General features: G+C 66.6%; 17 protein-coding genes. 4 read left to right on the forward strand and 13 right to left on the reverse strand.

Annotation, left to right across the window (positions count from 1 at the left end; genetic code table 11):
- Window positions 1-9 precede the first annotated feature (9 nt).
- A complete protein-coding gene (locus N5E02_RS06620; protein WP_080104304.1) occupies window positions 10-252 on the reverse strand; it encodes a hypothetical protein in 243 nt (80 codons plus the stop codon).
- A gap of 236 nt (window positions 253-488) precedes the next feature.
- On the opposite strand from N5E02_RS06620, the gene N5E02_RS06625 reads away from it, so the two are divergent.
- Window positions 489-3,608, forward strand: coding sequence for a discoidin domain-containing protein (locus N5E02_RS06625; protein WP_279946093.1), 3,120 nt, complete (start codon window positions 489-491; stop codon window positions 3,606-3,608).
- Window positions 3,609-3,782: 174 nt separating this feature from the next.
- Here N5E02_RS06625 and N5E02_RS06630 read toward each other — a convergent pair whose 3' ends face one another.
- The 9 genes from N5E02_RS06630 to N5E02_RS06670 form a co-directional block, all read right to left on the reverse strand.
- Window positions 3,783-4,760, reverse strand: coding sequence for an ABC transporter substrate-binding protein (locus N5E02_RS06630; RefSeq protein ID WP_065197031.1), 978 nt, complete (start codon window positions 4,758-4,760; stop codon window positions 3,783-3,785).
- 16 nt (window positions 4,761-4,776) lie between these two features.
- The gene (locus tag N5E02_RS06635; RefSeq protein ID WP_081280485.1) at window positions 4,777-6,522 is read right to left on the reverse strand and encodes an amino acid ABC transporter permease/ATP-binding protein; all 1,746 of its coding nucleotides are present in this window, start codon (window positions 6,520-6,522) and stop codon (window positions 4,777-4,779) included.
- Window positions 6,519-7,070: a GNAT family N-acetyltransferase gene (locus tag N5E02_RS06640; protein WP_065177493.1), complete on the reverse strand. Its 552-nt coding sequence runs from the start codon at window positions 7,068-7,070 to the stop codon at window positions 6,519-6,521. Before N5E02_RS06640 ends, N5E02_RS06635 begins: the two co-directional genes overlap by 4 nt.
- On the reverse strand, window positions 7,067-8,287 hold the full coding sequence (locus N5E02_RS06645) for a M20 family metallopeptidase (protein ID WP_279946094.1): 1,221 nt from the start codon (window positions 8,285-8,287) through the stop codon (window positions 7,067-7,069). Before N5E02_RS06645 ends, N5E02_RS06640 begins: the two co-directional genes overlap by 4 nt.
- Before the next feature lie 4 nt (window positions 8,288-8,291).
- Complete coding sequence (locus N5E02_RS06650) at window positions 8,292-9,635, reverse strand: LLM class flavin-dependent oxidoreductase (protein ID WP_279946095.1); 1,344 nt, start codon at window positions 9,633-9,635, stop codon at window positions 8,292-8,294.
- Between the two features lie 19 nt (window positions 9,636-9,654).
- Window positions 9,655-10,632, reverse strand: coding sequence for an MsnO8 family LLM class oxidoreductase (locus tag N5E02_RS06655; protein WP_005416278.1), 978 nt, complete (start codon window positions 10,630-10,632; stop codon window positions 9,655-9,657).
- A 14-nt stretch (window positions 10,633-10,646) separates the two neighbouring features.
- Window positions 10,647-11,009, reverse strand: a complete 363-nt coding sequence (locus N5E02_RS06660) for a DUF3088 family protein (RefSeq protein ID WP_065197036.1) — start codon at window positions 11,007-11,009, stop codon at window positions 10,647-10,649.
- Between the two features lie 156 nt (window positions 11,010-11,165).
- Entirely contained in the window at window positions 11,166-11,747 is a 582-nt protein-coding gene (gene msuE, locus N5E02_RS06665; protein WP_065177488.1) for an FMN reductase, read from the reverse strand.
- Between the two features lie 81 nt (window positions 11,748-11,828).
- Window positions 11,829-14,405 (reverse strand): TonB-dependent receptor, encoded by a 2,577-nt coding sequence (locus N5E02_RS06670; protein ID WP_279946096.1) that lies wholly within the window; start codon window positions 14,403-14,405, stop codon window positions 11,829-11,831.
- Between the two features lie 338 nt (window positions 14,406-14,743).
- On the opposite strand from N5E02_RS06670, the gene ftrA reads away from it, so the two are divergent.
- Both ftrA and N5E02_RS06680 read left to right on the forward strand, forming a co-directional pair.
- A complete protein-coding gene (gene ftrA, locus N5E02_RS06675; RefSeq protein ID WP_005416274.1) occupies window positions 14,744-15,745 on the forward strand; it encodes a transcriptional regulator FtrA in 1,002 nt (333 codons plus the stop codon).
- 95 nt (window positions 15,746-15,840) lie between these two features.
- Window positions 15,841-16,284, forward strand: coding sequence for a BLUF domain-containing protein (locus N5E02_RS06680; protein ID WP_279946097.1), 444 nt, complete (start codon window positions 15,841-15,843; stop codon window positions 16,282-16,284).
- Window positions 16,285-16,402: 118 nt separating this feature from the next.
- On the opposite strand, the gene N5E02_RS06685 is transcribed toward N5E02_RS06680, so the two are convergent.
- Complete coding sequence (locus N5E02_RS06685; RefSeq protein ID WP_279946102.1) at window positions 16,403-16,540, reverse strand: hypothetical protein; 138 nt, start codon at window positions 16,538-16,540, stop codon at window positions 16,403-16,405.
- On the opposite strand from N5E02_RS06685, the gene N5E02_RS06690 reads away from it, so the two are divergent.
- Window positions 16,496-16,849 (forward strand): chemotaxis protein CheW, encoded by a 354-nt coding sequence (locus N5E02_RS06690; protein WP_279946101.1) that lies wholly within the window; start codon window positions 16,496-16,498, stop codon window positions 16,847-16,849. The two genes, N5E02_RS06685 and N5E02_RS06690, sit on opposite strands and share 45 nt — an antisense overlap.
- Window positions 16,850-16,860: 11 nt before the next feature.
- On the opposite strand, the gene N5E02_RS06695 is transcribed toward N5E02_RS06690, so the two are convergent.
- On the reverse strand, window positions 16,861-17,361 hold the full coding sequence (locus N5E02_RS06695; RefSeq protein ID WP_065177485.1) for a hypothetical protein: 501 nt from the start codon (window positions 17,359-17,361) through the stop codon (window positions 16,861-16,863).
- A gap of 93 nt (window positions 17,362-17,454) precedes the next feature.
- The gene (locus N5E02_RS06700) at window positions 17,455-18,042 is read right to left on the reverse strand and encodes a TetR/AcrR family transcriptional regulator (RefSeq protein WP_279946098.1); all 588 of its coding nucleotides are present in this window, start codon (window positions 18,040-18,042) and stop codon (window positions 17,455-17,457) included.
- Window positions 18,043-18,091 lie beyond the last annotated feature (49 nt).

Consider the following 18,091-nt stretch of genomic DNA (forward strand, 5'->3'; position numbering starts at 1 on the left):
AGCGAGATCTCATTGCTCACGACTGCAGTTCTCGACCACACGCCGCAAGGCCCTTGCATGATGGCTGCCGCTACGCGGTGTGCTCCAGATGCTGACGATGCAGAACTCCCCGCATCGGCAATCGGTGTCGTTGTAAGGGCAATACATCCGGCCCCACGCATGGCCGCCCGCCATACGGAGCCTCCACCCACGATCCTCCGCGAACTGCAACGCCGCTTCGATGTCCTTGTCTGGATGACGCGCTCGAGACATTCCTTGTTCTCCATAGTCTGCACACGGCTCACATTGGTTGTCAAATGACAACCACGTGGACGGACTTTCGACGTGCCCTAGCCAATCCGCGCTACACGTCCAGAGCCACATCCGTCAGCCCTCCCGTGATGGCAGCGCCAGCGTCCAGCGGCGCTGCAGTGCGTCATGTAACCGTTTACATCCCTTGCTAGCGTAGCGCTCGCCCGATTCCGGTCGAACCTGCGAGGCTGTCCGTAATGACATTGCGCGCCGAACGCTACAAGGTTTCCACACCGTTCTTCCCATTGCGCCCTGCCGCTGCCCTGCTGTTGGCCGCCCTGGCCTCCAGCGCACAGGCACAGACCCTTCCCCCGCGCAGCCAATGGCAGGCCAGCAGTTCCTCGCAGCAAGTGCCGGCGATGGCGATCAGCCACCTGATCGACGGCAACCCGAAGACCGTTACCGGCGGCGCGTTCAGTCCGGGCCACTGGTTCCAGATCGACCTGGGCGCGCCCACCCTGCTGGCCGGCGCACGCCTCACCTGGGACGTATCGAACCCGGAAGGCTATTCACTGCAGACCTCAATGGATGGCAGGCAGTGGCAGACCGCGTACACGATGGCCGATTCGCTGGGCGATGTGGAAACGCTGTACTTCGCGCCGCGCCAGGCGCGCTACCTGCGGCTGGCCAGCCCGCAGCGCACTTCCGATTGGGGCGTGTCGATCTTCGAGATGGAGCCGCTGGACAGCACGCTCAGCGCACGCATCAGCGGTATCGATGCAACGCAGGCAGCGGCGCTCTGGCAAGGCGGCGGCACCGTCGCGATGCCGGCCGGGGCAAATGGATCCCATACGTTCGAGATCACGCTGCCGCAGGCCCAATCAACGGCTGGCCTGGTGGTCGACTGGGCCGATGGCGCACGAGGCGCCGCCCGACTACAGGCGCAGGATGCACAGGGCCGTTGGCAGGACCTCGCACACGATGCACAGGCGGCCAGTCACCGGCAAAGCTGGCTGGCCGCCACTGCAGCACAGCCATTGCGTGCTTTCCGCCTGAGCGTGGACGGCGCTGCGCCACGGATCGCACGCCTGCGCCTGCTCGGTCCTAAAGCCGTGATGACGCCGATGAAGCAGTATCAGATCGTTGCCAGCGGCGCCCAGCGCGCGTTGTTCCCGGCCTCGCTGCAGATGCAGCAGACCTACTGGACGGCCGTGGGTGTGCATGCAGGACGACAGAAATCGATCTTCGACGAGTACGGCAACCTGGAAGCCTTCAAGGGCGCGCCACTGGTGCAGCCGATCTGGCGTAGCGCTGACGGGCGCGCCGCAGGTGCCGCCGGGCAGGCAATGCAGCATGCCCTGCGCGACGGCTGGAAGCCGATGCCCTCTGCCACCTGGTCACCGCAACCCGGCCTGCAGCTGCGCAGTGAAGTATTTGCCATCGAGCGCGATGGCCAGCCGGTGACCTTCCTGCGGCATCGGCTGCAGAACACGGGAAGCACCAAGATCGAAGGCACGCTCAGCCTGGTGGTGCGCCCGATGCAGATGAATCCACCGTGGCAGAACGGCGGGCTGTCCCCGATCCGCGAGGTCACCATCGACGGGCAAGCCCTGCGTATCAATGGCCGCACGCTGCTGCAGTCGCTCACGCCGGTGGCTGCGTCGGGTGCGGCGCCATTCGGCAAGGATGGCGCAACGGAGATCACCGCGACCCTCGCTGCCGGCCAGCTGCCTTCCACGCAACAGGTGCGTGATGATCAGGGGCTTGCCTCGGCTGCATTGAACTACCGCGTCTCGTTGGCGCCGGGAACCAGTGATGCCGTCGTGGTCGCGTTCCCGTTGGGCACCGCCGCCGCCGATGCCAATGGCGTGCTGCCCGAAGCGCCTGCGCTGGATCTGGCCACGCTGCCCCACGATGCCAGTGCGGCGTTTGATTCACTGGCCACGCAGGCGTCTGCGGACTGGCAGGCACGGCTGGGCCAGGTCGGCCTGCGCCTGCCCGATCCGTCGCTGGTGGACATGCTGCGCGCGCAGGCCGCCTACATGCTGATCAACCAGACCGGTCCAGCCATGCAGCCCGGCCCGCGCAACTACAACCGTTCCTTCATCCGCGACGGCATGGCCACCTCGGCGGTGCTGCTGCGCATGGGGGAAGCCCGCGTGGCGCGCGACTACCTAGCCTGGTACAGCGAGCACGGCGTGCATCCCAACGGCCTGGTCTCACCGATCCTCAACGACGATGGCAGCGTCAACACCGGCTTTGGATCAGACATCGAGTACGACAGTCAGGGCCAGTACGTCGCGCTGGTGGCCGATGTCGCGCGCCTGGACGGCGGCCCCGAGTCTGTGCGTGGCTATCTGCCGAAAGTGAAAGCAGCGCTGCGCTTCCTGCAGGAACTGCGCGAACGCACGCTGGTGCCCGGTTACAAGGCTGACCAGCCTTCGCCGGAACGGTTCGCGGGCATTCTTGCGCCGTCGATCAGCCATGAGGGCTACCCGTCACCCACCCACAGCTATTGGGATGACTATTGGGGCCTGAAGGGCTGGCACGACGGTGCCTGGCTGGCCGAATCGCTGGGCGACTACGAGACCGCAGCCTGGGCGCGCGAACAATACAAGCTGCTCTACGACGCACTGCATGCCTCGATCCGGGCGACGATGGCGTGGAAGGGCATCGACTTCATTCCCTCTTCGGCCGACCTGGGCGATGGCGATCCCACCGGCGTTTCGATCGCACTGGACCCGACCGGCGCACAGAGCGTGTTGCCCGCCGACGCGTTGCGGACAACCTTTGCGCGCTATCTGGAGGACGTGCGCAAGCGCAGCCAGCCCGGTGCGCTGTACGCGTACACACCGTACGAGATCCGCAACGTGCTGAGTTACGTACACCTGGGCCAGCCGCAGGTCGCCGATGAGCTGCTGCAGGGGCTGCTGCATGACCGGCGCCCGCTTCAGTGGCAGGTGCTGGCCGAGGTCGTGCACTCACGCCTGCGCTTTCCTCGCTACCTGGGCGACATGCCGCACACCTGGATCGGTGCCGAATACGGCCGCACGCTGTTCGGCATGCTGATGCGCGAAGACGATGATGCGCTCTCACTGCTGCCGGGCACGCCCCCCTCGTGGGTGGCGGGCGATGGATTGGCGGTGGAACGCCTGCCCACCGCGTATGGCACGTTGCAGATGCAGGCACGGCAACGCGACGGCACGCTATCGATCACGCTGGGCAAGGGCCTGCGCAGTGGGACGGCGGTGAAGGTCTGGTGGCCGGCGCGGACGATGCCGAAGACCGTGCGTGTGGATGGGCGCGACGTTACCGCGTTCGATGCGGAGGGCGTGCGCCTGGCAAGACCATTCAGAACGCTGGAGGCGCGTTGGTAGAGCAGCCGAGCATGGCTCGGCTCTACGGAAAGCAGACTCCACCAGTAGATCCACGCGATGGGTGGATGCTCCTGCAGAGTCGAGCCATGCTCGACTCATCGCGCACCGCGCGAACTGCAGCCGAGCATGGCTCGGCTTTACAGAAGCAGCGGTAGCGCCGGGCCACGCCCGGTGTCATTGCAGCGTCGGCAACCCCGGCGGATTGGTCTGCGATTGCGGCACCGCCTCCTCGGCCAGGTTCCAGCGCGCCAATGCCTGCGCATAGGTGCCGCTGCCGATCTGGGTGTTCAACGCCTGCGTCACCGCATCGGCCAGGCCGCTGCCCTTGCGCGTGGTCACCGAGATCGCCGCAGCGTTCGGCCAGCCACCGGGGAACAGGCCCACGCGCCGCACCTTGCCATCGCGTGCCGAGTAGGCGCCGGTGGCATTGGGCTCGAACGAGACATCGGCGCGGCCAGTGATCACCGCCAAGCGGCCGACCACGGCGTCGTCGAAGTACTGGTACTCCACCGGCTTCAGCCCGGCCGCAATGTTCTGCCGGTCCCACTGCCGCAGGATCTGGTCCTGGTTGGTGCTGGCACCCACCACCACTTTCAGCCCGGCCACATCAGCGGGCTTTTCGATCTTCTGGATGGGCCCGTCGCTGCGCGTATAGATGCCCAGAAGATCGTAGCGGTAGCTGGAGAAGTCGAACTTCTTCTTGCGCTCTTCGGTCACCGTCACGTTCGACAGCACCGCATCGTACTTGCCCGATTCCAGCCCCAGCGGCCAGTCCGCCCACGCGACCGGCACGATCACCAGCTTCAGGCCCAACGCATCGGCGATCAGCCGCGCGATGTCCGGCTCGATGCCGACCACGTCCTTGCTGTCGGCGCCGTAGTCGGCCAGCGGCAGCTGCCCCGGATGGGTGGCCACGGTAAACGCCCCAGGGGTGACGAACTGATAACCGGCGGGGATCAACGCCTTCGCCTTCGGGTCGAAGGTGCCCTTCAGGACGGCCGTGTTCGCGCCGGCCAGGCTGGTCGCGGCTATGGTGCCTGCATCCGGTGCCTGGCGCACGCGCGAGTAGACGATACCGGCAATGCCGATGACCAGCACCGCCACGATCAACAGGGTGCTGCGCGAGGGACGACGCGATGCTGCACGACTCATGGTGCTCCTTCCGGGGTTACAGGGTCTTGGCCAGGAAATCGGCCGTGCGTTGCTGGCGCGGCTGCTCGAACACGGCGTCGGGCGTACCCTGCTCGATCACCCGGCCCTGGTCCATCATCACCACGTGGTCGGCCACGCGGCGGGCGAAGCTCAGCTCATGGGTGACGATCACCAGCGTGGTACCGGAACGGGCCAGTTCTTCGATCACGCTCAGCACCTCGGCCACCAGTTCCGGATCCAGCGCCGACGTGGGTTCGTCGAACAGCAGCACCTTCGGCTGCAGCGCCAGCGCGCGGGCAATCGCGATGCGCTGCTGCTGGCCACCGGACAGCTGGCGCGGGAAGGCATCGGCCTTGTCGGCCAGGCCGACCCGCTCCAGCAGCGTGCGCGCCTGTTGTTCGGCCTGCGCACGTGGCACGCCACGCACCGCGATCGGTGCCTCGATGATGTTCTCCAGCGCGGTCAGGTGCGGGAACAGATTGAAGCCCTGGAACACCATGCCCACCTCGGCACGCCGACGGCGGATCTCACGCTCGGGCAGTTCGTACAGGGTGTCACCGTCACGGCGGTAGCCGATCAACTGGCCGCCAACAGTCACGTAACCACTGTCCGCGCGTTCCAGGTGGTTGATCAACCGCAGCAGCGTGGATTTCCCGGCACCGGACGGGCCGATCAGCACCGTCACGCTGCCGGCGCGCAGGTCCAGGTTCACGTCTTCCAGCACCGGCTGATCGCCGAACACCTTGCCCACGCCATGCAGCGATACCGCCGCACCCTCGCCCGCTTCCACCTGGGTGGCGATGCGCGGGCGGTTGGCCACGCGCGGCGCAGCATCACTGGGTGTCCGCACCGGTGACGACACCCGCGACACCGAGCGCTCGCGCTGCAGCTGGCCGCGCGCGAAGCGTTGTTCCACGCGCCGCTGCAGCAGCGACAACACGGTCAGGATCACCAGGTACCAGACCGTGGCCACCATCAGCAGCGGCACCACTTCCAGGTTGCGCCGATAGATCACCTGCACGGTGTAGAACAGCTCCGGCAGCGCCAGCACGTAGACCACCGAGGTGCTCTTGGCCAGGCCGATCACATCGTTGAACGCCGCCGGCAGGATCGAACGCATCGCCTGCGGCAGGATGATGCGGCGCACCTGGCGGCCACGCGGCAGGCCGAGCGCGGCCGCGGCCTCGTACTGGCCGTGGTCGACCGAGAGGATGCCACCGCGGATCACCTCGGCCGAGAACGCTGCCTGGTTCAGGGTCAGGCCCAGCACCGCGGCGGTGAACACGCCGATCAGCTGCGTGGTCGGGTACGAGAACAGGCTGATGCCGGTGAACGGCACGCCCAGCTCGATGGTGCTGTATAGATAGCCCAGGTTGTTCAGCAGCAGCAACAGCACCAGCAGCGGGATCGAGCGGAACAGCCACACATAGCCCCACGACACCGCCGACAGCAGCGGCGAACCGGAGACGCGTGCCAGCGCGAGCAGCGTACCCAGCGCGAAACCGAGGCCGGTGCCAAGCGCGGTCAGCAGCAGCGTGCGACCCAGGCCTTCCAGCACCGGGCGTGCGAAGAACCACTCGGCGAAGGTGCCCCAACCCCAGCGCGGATTGCCCAGCACGGACTGCAGCCCGATCAGGATCAGCGCCAGTGCCAGCACCGTGCCGAAGACCTGCAGCGGATGCCGGGCCGGCACGATCTTCAGTGCCTGTCCGGGCGCCGGACGAGCGGCGATGCCCTCCAGCGCGGTCGACGGTGTGCTCATGCGTGGGCTCCGTGCAGCAGTGCCTGTGCAGGGGTAACGACAGGCGTCGTCGCCCGCAGGTGCTTCTCGAAGGGCAGGTGCGCGACGGTTTCCGGATCTGCATCCAGATCGAACAGCGCGGTGTAGCCATGGCTGAGGTACAGGCCGACAGCTTCGGGCTGGCGGAAGCCGGTGGTCAGGAACACACGCCGATAGCCTTGGCGTGCCGCCTGTTCTTCCAGTTCCTGCAGCACGCGCCGCGCGATGCCCTGGCGTCGCAACCCCGGCAGCGTCCAGATGCGCTTGAATTCGGCGGTGTCTGGATCGCGGTGCGGCATGAAGGCGCCGCCAGAGATCGCCACACCGTCGCGCAGCAACAGTACGAAGGCCCCTACCGGCGCCGCGAAGGCCTGCGCCGGATAGCGCTGCAGCTCCTCGCGGGCGCTGCCACCGATGCGTCGGCGCACGTCGGCGTAACGGCGGTCGTACTCCTGTTCCAGGCCAGCGAACAGCGGCCGCGCCAGCGGGTCATCGACCGAGGTATAGAGGAAGCGTTCGTTGTTGCTCATGCCACGTCCTTCACCAGGTAGTCTTCGGCCAGCCGCGCCCACAGGCTGGCAGCGGGTGCAATGGCGGCGTCGTTGAACACATAGCGCGGGCTGTGCAACGGTGGACTGTCGCCGTTGCCGACGAACACGAAGCTGCCGGGCCGCGCCTGCAGCAGGAAGGCAAAGTCCTCGCTGGCGGTGCGCGGTGCGAAGCCGGGCACCACCTGTTCGGCGCCGAAGCACTGCACCGCCACCTTGCGGACATAGGCCGTCTGTTGCGGGTGGTTGATCACGCTGGGGAAGCCGCGCGGGAACTCGATCTCGGCGCGCGCGCCGAACGCGGCGGCGGTCTGCTCGGCAAGTTCCGTGACCCGGCGTCGCAGCGTGTCGCGCACCTCGGGCAGGTAGGCGCGCACGGTCAGCTTCAGCTCGACCACATCCGGAATCACATTGGCAGCCTGCCCACCGTGGATTGAGCCGACGGTGACCACGCCCATCTGCCGCGGATCGACATTGCGCGACACCACGCTCTGCAGCGCGGTGACGATGTGCGCTGCCGCCAGGATCGGATCCACGCTGCCCTGCGGCTCGGCACCGTGGCCGCCCTTGCCGATCACCTTCAGCCGCGCCCAGTCCACCGACGCCATCGCCGGGCCATCGACGAAGCCGAAGTGGCCGACTGGTACGCCGGGCCAATTGTGCAGCCCATAGATCGCATCCACCGGGAAGCGCTCGAACAGGCCGTCGGCAAGCATCTTCGATGCACCCGAACCGGTTTCTTCCGCAGGCTGGAACACCAGCTGCAGGGTGCCGTCGATATTGCCGTGATGGGCCAGATAGTGCGCAGCGGACAGCAGGATCGCGGTATGCCCATCGTGGCCGCAGGCATGCATCAGGCCCTCGGTCTGGCTGGCGTAGGCCAGCCCCGAGTCTTCGTGGATCGGCAAGGCATCGATGTCCGCACGCAGCCCCAGCCGACGGCTTCCCTGCCCGCGCTGCAGCGTGCCGACTACGCCGGTGCCACCGAGGCCGGTGGTCACCTCATAGCCCCATTGCTGCAGCAGCTCGGCCACGCGGGCACTGGTGCGGTGCTCCTCGAAGGCCAGCTCCGGGTGCTGGTGCAGGTCATGGCGGATCGCGATGGCGGCCTCGGCGCGTGCTGCAATTTCCGGCAGCACGCCGATGGACGCGGGATTCCGCCGGGCGTGGCCCGGTGCTGCCGCAGTTTCTCCGCTCATCGCCCTACCCCACCTTCCGCGCCGGTTCGGCGTCGGTCGAATAGCGGCTGGTCTTGTACGGCAGACCCAGATGCTCGCGCAGGGTCTGTCCTTCCAGCCCGCGCTGGTGGTAGCCGCGCGCCTGCAGGATCGGCAGCACCTGGGTCACGAAATCGTCCAGGCCCTCGCGCTGCGCGGCGAAGCCGAGAATGAAGCCATCGCTGGCACCGGCATCGAACCAGCGGATCAGCTCATCGGCCACGTGCTCCGGTGTGCCGATGAAGTTCGGCCGTGGGCTCACTGCTTCCAGTGCCACCTGGCGCAGGCTCAGCCCCTTTTCTCGCGCATCCTGCTTGATGCGATCGGTGGTGGAACGGAACGAGTTGCTGCCAATGTCACCCAACTCCGGGAAGGGCGCGTCCGGATCGTACTGGCTGAAATCATGGTGATCGAAGAAGCGCCCCAGGTACGCCAGCGCATCCTCAAGCGTGGCCAGTGCGGCAATCGCCTGGTACTTGGCTTCGGCCTCTTCGGCCGTGCGGCCGACGATGGGGCCGATGCCCGGGAAGATTTTCACATCGTTGGCGCTGCGGCCATGCGCGATCGCCGAGTTCTTCACCTTCTGGGTGAACGCGCGGGTTTCTTCCAGCGACGGCGAATGAGTGAACACCGCGTCGGCATACTTGCCGGCCAGCGCGATGCCGTCGTCGGACGAACCGGCCTGGAAGATCACCGGCTGGCCCTGTGGCGAACGCTGGATGTTGAGCGGCCCTTCCACCTGGAAGAAGCGGCCCTTGTGGTCGAGGCGGCGGAACTTTTCCGGCGCGAAGAATGTACCGCTGTCGCGCTCGCGCACGAAGGCGTCGTCGTCCCACGAATCCCACAGCCCCTGCACGACGTCCAGGTACTCATCGGCGATCTGGTAGCGCAGCGCATGTTCCGGGTGTGGCCGGCCATAGTTGCGGCCCGAACCCTCCAACGGCGAGGTCACCACGTTCCAGCCGGCGCGGCCGCCGCTGAGCAGATCCAGCGAGGCGAACTGGCGGGCCACGGTGAACGGGTCGCTGTAGGAGGTCGACAGCGTGCCGGCCAGGCCGATCTTCTTCGTTGCCGTGGCCAGTGCCGACAGCAGCGAGATCGGCTCGAAGCGGTTGAGGAAGTGCGGGATCGACTTCTCGTTGATGTACAGGCCGTCGGCCACGAAGCCGAAGGCGATGCCGTTGTCCTCGGCGGTGCGCGCGATGTCGATGTAGAACTGCAGGTTGACGCTGGCATCAGCCGGATTGGACGGATGCTTCCAAGCATGCATGTGGCTGCCGGGGCCCTGCAGCATGATGCCGAACGGAATGTGGCGCGCGGTCGTGCTCATTGGGGATCGCTCCTGCAGGTCAGGCCACCGCCGCGCGCGGCGCGGGCGACAGCAGTTCGAGGGATGTCAGGCGTGCGTCGAGGTCGGCCACCGGCGCGTCGAGGATGAACTCACCCACGCCGAAGCGTCGGTGCAGCGCATCCAGTTCGCCGCGTACCTGTTGCGCATCGCCGGACAGCACGCTTGGCCGTGTTTCCTCGATGCGGAAGTCCGCCACACCTACCTGGCGTGCATACTCGGCAGCTGCCTCGGGGCTGGGCAGGTTCACTGTCTGCCCCGGGCCAAGATGCAGCTTGTAGACGCGCAGCGCACCGATATGGCGTGCGGCTGCTTCGGCAGTCGGCGCGGCGAAGGCCACCGTGGCCAGCAACGGCGGTTGCGTGGAGACACCGCGGTAGGCGTCGAACGCGGCCTCGATGTGTTTCGGGTCGCCATCAAAGTGCGCGGCATACACGAAGCGCCAGCCGAGCTCGGCCGCCTGCTGCGCACTCTGCGGGCTGGCACCGAGCAGGAAGCGCTCCGGCGCCTGCTGTGGAATCGGGCGCGCCAGCGCCTCGGTTGCGGCACCGGACAGATAGCCCTCCAGGTCGCGCAGCTGCTGGTCGAAATCGGCGAATGCCGGGCGTCCCGCCGCCAGCGCGGCGGTCGATGCTGGCAGGCCACCGGGCGCCTTGCCCACGCCCAGATCCACGCGCCCCGGTGCCAATGCCGCCAGCAGGTTGAAGCTCTCGGCCACCTTGTACGGCGCATAGTGGCGCAGCATCACCCCGCCACTGCCGATGCGGATGCGACGGGTCTGCGCCAGCACCCAGGCGGCCAGCACTTCCGGCGCCGGGCTGGCAAGCGCCGGCGCGGCATGATGCTCGGCAAACCAGTACCGGTGATAGCCCAGCTGCTCGGCGCGCTGCGCCAACTGCAGGCTGTTGCGCAGCGCCTGCTCTGGCGAGGCGCCTTCGGCCACCGGGCTCTTGTCCAAGACGCTGATCAGATAGCTCAAGGTCGTGTCCTCGCTCAGGGGTGGGCCACGGGAATGCCAAGCAATCCGTTCAGCGCAGCCAGGATCGGCTCGGCACCGGAGATGTACTGGCGGTCCTGGTGCGCGCCACTGGCCAGCTCGCTGCGCACGCCCTGCGGCAGCACCAGCTTGGGCAACGACTGGTCCTGCTCGCCGATCTCGGCGATCACCTCGCGGCGTGGCCGCGCGAAACCAATGCGACGTACGTCCAGCTGCGCGTCGAGGCCGTCGATGCTCGACAGCGCCCCTTCCAGCAGCAGGCTGTGCCGGCAGAAGAAGCGCTGGCCAGGAATCTGGCCATCCTCGAACTCGCGGTCGAGCAGGAACAGGATGGGTTTGCTTGCTGCGTCCAACGCCACGGGAGTGTCCTCATCAGGGCCGGCAATGCGATGCCGCTTCGATTTCGATGCTAGGGATGCCGGTGCTTGCGGTGGCGGTGCCAGGCGACAATCGGAGGTCAGATCCGGCCACGCAGATGCGCCTTGGCCATATGCAAAGCGCCGCCGGTTATGGCATCAGGCGATGCGTCGCAGTGGCGCCGCTACCGCCAGCGCCTGCGTAGCCAGATGCCCGGCCGCACGCTCGGTCGCCAGCGCGATGCGGGCCTGCAACGCTGCACTGTTGAGGTGCTCGCCATCAAAGTCGGCCGGCGTGGCATACACCCCGATCGGCAGCGTGTGCGCCTGCAGGAAGCTGAACAACGGCCGCAACTGGTGGTCGATCACCAGTGCATGGCGCTCGCTGCCACCGGTCGCCGCCAGCAGCACCGGTGTATCCACCAGCGCCTCCAGCCCGATGAAGTCGACCAGGTGCTTGAACAGCCCCGGATACGACCCCCGATACACCGGCGCGGCCACCACCAGCAGCTCGGCCGCCTCGATCGTCTGCAGCGCCTGCTCCACCGCAGGCTCCGCCTCATCGCGCGACAACGACTGCCCCAGCGAGCGCGCGATCGGCGCCAGCTCCACCACCTCCACGCTGGCGTGCACCCGCTGCTGCAGCGACGCCAACAGGTGCCGCACCAGTAGCAACGTACGCGACGTCGCCGAACTGGTCGGCGACCCCACCACTGCAACCACCCTAAATGCAGAAGACATGAACTGCTCCTCGATGATGCCGAACCCCGTCCGGCCGCCTTTCGCGTTCTGTAGAGCCGAGCCATGCTCGGCTGCTCCACCTCAGAACCGGTAATTGATCCGCCCGTACCAGAACGTCCCGATCCGGCTCAGCACATCGCCCGAATCCCACGTCGTCTCGATGCTGGCCACATCGGTAGCACTGCGCGCGTACTCCGGCACCTTGCGCGTGCGCTTGTCGAACACGTTGTTGACGCCCAGCGCCGCGCTCCAGCCGGCACCCAGCTCCACCGCACCTGAAAGGTTGGTCACCAGCACCGGCGGCTGCCTGTATTCCACGCCGTTGTTCAGGCGCTTGATCGGGCCGTAGTAGGTGAAGTCGACATTCGAGCGCCAGCGCCCGTTCTGCCAGCCCAAGCCCGCCACCTGGGTGTAGCTGGGCGTGCGGAAGCGCAGTGCGTACTCGCTGGATTTGGTCAGCAGGTTGATATTGGGCAGCCCCTGCAGCGCCGCCGGAATATCACTGACCTTCCGGATCGTGGTGCGGCCGACGTTGGCCGCATAGCTCCAGCGCAGCTTGCCCCACGCCGTTTCCTGGTTCGCTTCCAGGGTCAGCTCGACACCGCGTGTGCGGGTATTGCCCACATTGGTGAAGTAGCTGGCATAGAACGCATCACCCGGCAGGATGCTGATGCCGGCCGACCCCAGCAGTGCATCGATGGTGTTCTTCTGCGCTGCGCTCAGCACCGTGCCGCTGTTGTCGGTGATGCGCGCCGGATCCTGTGCGTTGTAGCCGATCTGGCTGGACTGACCGAGCTGGCCACGGATATCGATCTGGTACGCATCCACGGCCAGGTGGAACGCCGGGCTCGGATCCCAGGTCACGCCGAGGCTGTAATTGGTGGCCTTCTCAGGCTTCAGCGGCGTGGCACCCAGTGCGACCGCCGCTGGCGAAGACACCTGTGCCACCAGCGTGGTGCCGCACGGGCAGCTGCCGGTGGCCTGGTAGAACTGCGCGCCCAGGCTGGGCGCATGGAAGCCATTGCTGACCGTCGCGCGTACACCCAACGCGTCGGTGAAGTCGAAGCGCGTGGTCAGTCGGCCCGTGGACACGCTGCCGAAGTCGGAATGATCTTCCCAGCGTGCAGCGGCATCCAGATACCAGCGCGCGGTGATGTTGCTGGCCGCGCCCACATAGACCGCCTTGCTGTTGCGCGTCGCCTTCACCGCATCGGCAGTCGAATAGCCGACGAAGGCTGCGGCACCGAAGCCGGTGTAGGACTCCCACTGCCCTGCCCCGCGCTCATACTGTTCATGCTGGTACTCGGCGCCGGCGCTCACTTCCAGCGGTGACGCAAAGGCGGCCACCTCGAAGCCACGGCGCAGGTCCAAGTTGGCGATGCCCTGCTGGTAGTCCAGCTTGCCGTCATAGAAGTCGGTGGGCGAACCGGGGTACGGCAGCGAGTAGTTCACCGAATTGCGGGTATAGGTACGTACCGTGCTGCGGTTGCCGGTCAGGCTGGCGTCGTAATCCCAGCCCGCGATCTGGCCTTTCACACCTGCGGTGCCGGTGTACTGCTTCTCCTTGGTCTCCAGCACGGGCAGGAAGCCATCGGGAAACACACTCAGCACGCCAGGTGCCTTGTAGGTGGTGAAGATGGTCGCCGGCAGGCGGAAGTTCTGGATCGCCTGCGCGGTGCGATCACTGGCGGTGGCATTGGCATAGAACTGCGCGCTCTCGCCCAGGCCATGGCCCACGTTCACCGCAAACGCCTTCAGCGCATACGATGGCGAACTGAGGATGATGTTGGCCTCGGCATCGCGGCCGGCCTCGGCCGGGTTCGGCGACGCACCCGCAGGCAACCGGTTGTTCGGGCGCAACGCTACCCGATTGCCATTGGCATCCACCGCCGGGTAGCTCAGGTAGCCGTCGATGTAGCGGCGGCTGCGGATGGCATGATGCTGGCGGGTGGTTTCACCGGACAGGTTGACGAAGCCATCGGCGCCCCACGGCAGGCCCACGTTGGCACGCACGCTTGTGCGCGAGCCATCGCCATCAATGCTCTGCCCGCTCTCAACCGACAGGTCACCGCCATGCGCCTGCGACTTCAGGATCACGTTGACCACGCCGGTGATTGCGTCCGAGCCATAGATGGCCGACGCACCATCGCGCAGCACTTCCACATGGTCGATGGCCGACACCGGAATCAGCGCCAGGTCGGCCCAGGCGTGGCCCGGGAAGCCGCCGCCGTTGGCACCGCTCACATAGGCACTGGCATTGCGGCGCTTGCCGTTCACCAGCACCAGCGTGTAACCCGGCGAGAGATTGCGCAGCTGGTAGCCACGGATCAGGCTCTCCTGGTCGCTCTGGTAGCCACCGATCTGGCTCAGCGACGGCAGGCTGCGCTGCAACGCTTCCAGCAGGTTGCCCTGGCCAGTCGCAGCAAGGTCCTCTGCGGAAATCACATCGATCGGTGTGGAACTGTTCTTCACCGTACGCGTGCTGGTGCGCGAACCGGTGACCACCACCGCATCCAGCGTGGACGCTGCCACGTTGGCCGTCGCGGCGGTGGCAGCAGGATCTGCATCGGCGTCAGCCGCATGGCTGGGCGAAGCGGCAAGAATGGCTGTGATCAGAACAGCGAGAGTGCTCAGGACAGGGGCGTGGGCGGCAGGCATGGGGGCTCGTGGGGGTGGGCCGGAAACACGCTTCCATTCAAGGGCCTGTTCACCCACCGCGACAGGCGCGATCGCGTCACCCAGCCGTAACATCCGGCCACCCACATGACCGCTGGTAATGACGTTAGGTGGCCGCAACGGTGCGCTGCTGCCTGTAGAGCCGAGCCCACGTTCGGCTGCTCTTCGCGACGGCGTCAGATGCATCCACCCCGCCGGCACTGAACCGAGTGTGGGCGCGGGCCTACAGGAAGGGAGCGACCGCTCCATATGCCTGCCCGGCATCACCTCATGCCCTCGCACCACGCAGCGCCACGCGTCTGCATCCGTAGCATCAAGCCATGCCCAGCCCACCCGCCGATCCCACCGCACCGCTCGTCGCCATCGTTGCCTGCCACGGCCAGGGGCTGTTCGAATTCGGCTGCGCGGTAGGCCTGTTCGCGCCTGTGCGGCCGGAACTCGGCGTGGCCTGGTACCGCACCCAGCTGTGCGCGGGTGAACCCGGTGCACTGCGCATGCTCGGCAATGCACAGGTGCAGCTGCCCTACGATCTCAGCACTGTTGATGACGCCGACATCATCGTCATTCCCGGATGGCGCGAACCCAGCGAACGCCCGCCGCAGGCACTGCTCGATGCACTCGTCCGCGCCCACGCACGTGGCGCACGCATCGCCTCGATCTGCTCTGGCGCCTTCGTGCTGGCCTGGGCCGGGCTGCTCGATGGCCGCCCGGCCACCACCCACTGGCGCCTCACCGAAGCGCTGGCACGCGACTTTCCGCGCATCGATGTGCGCGAAGACGTGCTGTACGTCGACACCGGCAACGTCATCACCTCGGCCGGCTCGGCCACCGGCATGGACATGATGCTGCACATGGTGCGCAAGGACTACGGCGCGCGCGTGGCCAACCTGGTGGCCGAGCGGCTGGTACTGGCGCCATGGCGTGATGCCGAACGCAGCCAGCGTGTCAGCCGCGCCATTCCGAATGGCGAGCCCTCGCGTCTGGCAAAACTGATGGAATGGATGCGCCGCAACCTGCGCGAGCCGCACTCGCTGGGCAGTCTTGCCGAGCAGGCCGCGCTCAGCCAGCGCACGCTGCAGCGGCAGTTCCTGGAAGCCACCGGCCTGTCACCCATCGACTGGCTGATCCGCGAGCGCGTGGCATTCGCCCGCGAGCTGCTGGAAACCACCGACCGGCCGCTGCAGTGGATTGCCGAGCAGGCCGGCTTTGGTTCGCAGGAGTCGTTCCGCCGGCACTTCCGCGGCCAGGTGGACGCCAGTCCTACCCAATACCGCAGCCAGCATCGCGGCGGAATTGGCGCGGATCGGTTGGTGGGCTGCTGATCCAACGCATCACTTCCCGGTGATGCGTGAGGAAAGGCTCACGGCAGGCTATGGCGACCCACGTATAGTGACGGGCGTCACAAGAAGCCCCTTCCATGCTCCACGCATTTGCCTACTCCAGCCACATGTCGGCTGGGCTTTCCGATGAAATGCTCCGGCAGATCGTGTCCCGCTCTGCCACGTTCAACCGTCGCGTGGACGTTACCGGAGCGCTGCTCGTCGACGGGCAGCGGTTTTTCCAGTACGTCGAAGGCCCGCCCGACGGCCTGGAGGCGGTCAAGCGCCGCATCCATGACAGTCGCTCGCATGCTGCCGTCGTGCCGGTACTGGACATGGCCATCAGCGCGCGTGCGGTTCCCTATTGGGCCATGACCCGCATCGAGACCGGGCAGGTCGTGGTGTCCGGCCTGGTCAATGCGCGATGGGACGAATTTGGCCATGCCGTTCCGGGCATGGATCAGCTCGTCGGCCTGCTGCGTCCGCACTTTCCGCGCATCGGCCCGCTCAGTGCGCACCATGCGTCCGTCGGATCCAGCTGAACCGCCGCCCTGCGCGCGTAGTCCCACGCGGCCGCGTGCTCCCTGCGCACGTCATCATTCAAGCCGCGTTACCCATCGTTCCTGCCAGATCCACAGCATGCCTGTACCTGCTCAACCTTCAACGGAAACACGTGCCTCGCCCGCCGAGTTGTTCGAGGTCGTCGTCCTGCGTGCAGGCACGGCCCTGTTCGCGATCGACGTACAGGTGGCCGTGGAAATACGCGGCCCCGAGACCTTCGGCCCTGCAGATCAGCATGGCAGGCGGAACCTGGAGGTACGGGGGCAGCCGTTGCCGGTGGCCGACCTGCGCAGGCTCAGCGGGCAACCGGCATTCGATGGCGGCAGCCCAGCCATGCTGTTGATCACCGCCGGCACCGCAACCCTGGCGCTGGCAGTAGATGAAGTGCTGGAAATCGAAACACCGGACGCATCTCCAGACGCAGCCTCGCCGGCGCAGGGTCGACCGTTCAACTTCTGCAGCCGACACGTTCGGGTGGATGCCACACGTTCGGCTGCGCTGATCGAACCGCAGTCGCTGCTGGCCGCGCTCGCGGTGCGGGACTAAGGCGCCTCTGCTCAAGGGCGCCTGCGAACCGGTTGAAACCGCATGCGCCAGCACTGCGCGGCAAAGCCGATCACAAACACCACCGCCAATCCCAGCAACGTGTGCAGCACCACCGGTGCCATCGGCGCCGCAGCAATCGGATGCGCTGCCGGCAACCGTGTCAGCGTTTCATTCACGCCTGGCACCAGCGACAGCAGGAAGCTGAAGGACAGCGCAAATGTCGACAGGTAAGGTGCTGCGCCACCCAGCCAGCGCAGCCGGGCCGCCAGCACGCCGCCGAACGCCACCAGCAGCACGATCACTCCGAATGCGTGGCCCGGGTTGATCCCGCCCGTACTGGAGACGGTGAACGACGTTGCCACCGACAGCACCAGCCCAAGCAGGTACAGCTTGCCGGAGCGTGTCGCGGGGTCGATCGCGCGATGGCGAATGAAGGCATACAGGCCGGCGAACACCGGTACAAGGCTGACGGCCGTATGGATCACGCCCAGCGTGGACAGAGAGTGCGACATGGAACATCTCCAAGGGTTGATTGAACCTACTAGTAGGTAGACTTCTAGATCAAAAGAAAAGGCCTACGTTGCCGCAGGCCCAGCACACATCCATCAGGCAGCCGCGCTCACCCGCGCGATGGCCAACCGTGCCAGCGCAGCAAACTTCGCCGCATCGCCGAAACCGCGCGCGGCCAGCATCGCGCCATGCACCGAGGACATGAACGCTCTGGCCTCATCGGCCACCGGACCCTGCAGGCGCAGTTGACCCAGCGCCGCGCCCTTCTCCAGCGTCACCGTCAGCCACCCGCTCAGATCCTCGAAATGCCCGCGTACTTCTTCGGCAATCTCCGCAGGGATCATCGGCGCCTCGGCCGCCAGCATCGCGCAGATGCAGAACGAAGACGTGCCACCGGCAATACAGCTCGACCAGTAGTCCACATAGGCGTTGAGCTCCTGCAGCGGGTCGCCCAGCTGCCGGTCCAGCAGCGCCAGGCCTTCGCGCGCCTCGGCCCGGTACAGCTCAACCACCGTGCGCACCAGGTCCGCCTTGCTGGGGAAATGATGATGGATGCTGGCCTTGCTGATGTTCACCCGCGCCGACACATCGGCGTAGCTGAAACTGTTGTAGCCACCGGCCTCCAGCAGCGAACGGGCATGCGCCAGGATCTCCTGGGCTTTGGGCGAGAGCGACTCTTTCATGCCGCCAACCTACTAGTAGGTTGAATCGCTGTCAACTCCCCGCAGCCGG

Source organism: Stenotrophomonas sp. GD03777, from assembly GCF_029842485.1.
GTDB lineage: Bacteria > Pseudomonadota > Gammaproteobacteria > Xanthomonadales > Xanthomonadaceae > Stenotrophomonas > Stenotrophomonas sepilia.

What these genes read in the sequence shown, in the direction of transcription:
- N5E02_RS06620 (WP_080104304.1), bottom strand. Translation starts at nt 252, where the DNA reads ATGTCTCGAGCGCGTCATCCAGACAAGGACATCGAAGCGGCGTTGCAG.
- N5E02_RS06625 (WP_279946093.1), top strand. Translation starts at nt 489, where the DNA reads ATGACATTGCGCGCCGAACGCTACAAGGTTTCCACACCGTTCTTCCCA.
- N5E02_RS06630 (WP_065197031.1), bottom strand. Translation starts at nt 4,760, where the DNA reads ATGAGTCGTGCAGCATCGCGTCGTCCCTCGCGCAGCACCCTGTTGATC.
- N5E02_RS06635 (WP_081280485.1), bottom strand. Translation starts at nt 6,522, where the DNA reads ATGAGCACACCGTCGACCGCGCTGGAGGGCATCGCCGCTCGTCCGGCG.
- N5E02_RS06640 (WP_065177493.1), bottom strand. Translation starts at nt 7,070, where the DNA reads ATGAGCAACAACGAACGCTTCCTCTATACCTCGGTCGATGACCCGCTG.
- N5E02_RS06645 (WP_279946094.1), bottom strand. Translation starts at nt 8,287, where the DNA reads ATGAGCGGAGAAACTGCGGCAGCACCGGGCCACGCCCGGCGGAATCCC.
- N5E02_RS06650 (WP_279946095.1), bottom strand. Translation starts at nt 9,635, where the DNA reads ATGAGCACGACCGCGCGCCACATTCCGTTCGGCATCATGCTGCAGGGC.
- msuE (WP_065177488.1), bottom strand. Translation starts at nt 11,747, where the DNA reads ATGTCTTCTGCATTTAGGGTGGTTGCAGTGGTGGGGTCGCCGACCAGT.
- N5E02_RS06670 (WP_279946096.1), bottom strand. Translation starts at nt 14,405, where the DNA reads ATGCCTGCCGCCCACGCCCCTGTCCTGAGCACTCTCGCTGTTCTGATC.
- ftrA (WP_005416274.1), top strand. Translation starts at nt 14,744, where the DNA reads ATGCCCAGCCCACCCGCCGATCCCACCGCACCGCTCGTCGCCATCGTT.
- N5E02_RS06680 (WP_279946097.1), top strand. Translation starts at nt 15,841, where the DNA reads ATGCTCCACGCATTTGCCTACTCCAGCCACATGTCGGCTGGGCTTTCC.
- N5E02_RS06685 (WP_279946102.1), bottom strand. Translation starts at nt 16,540, where the DNA reads ATGCTGATCTGCAGGGCCGAAGGTCTCGGGGCCGCGTATTTCCACGGC.
- N5E02_RS06695 (WP_065177485.1), bottom strand. Translation starts at nt 17,361, where the DNA reads ATGTCGCACTCTCTGTCCACGCTGGGCGTGATCCATACGGCCGTCAGC.
- N5E02_RS06700 (WP_279946098.1), bottom strand. Translation starts at nt 18,042, where the DNA reads ATGAAAGAGTCGCTCTCGCCCAAAGCCCAGGAGATCCTGGCGCATGCC.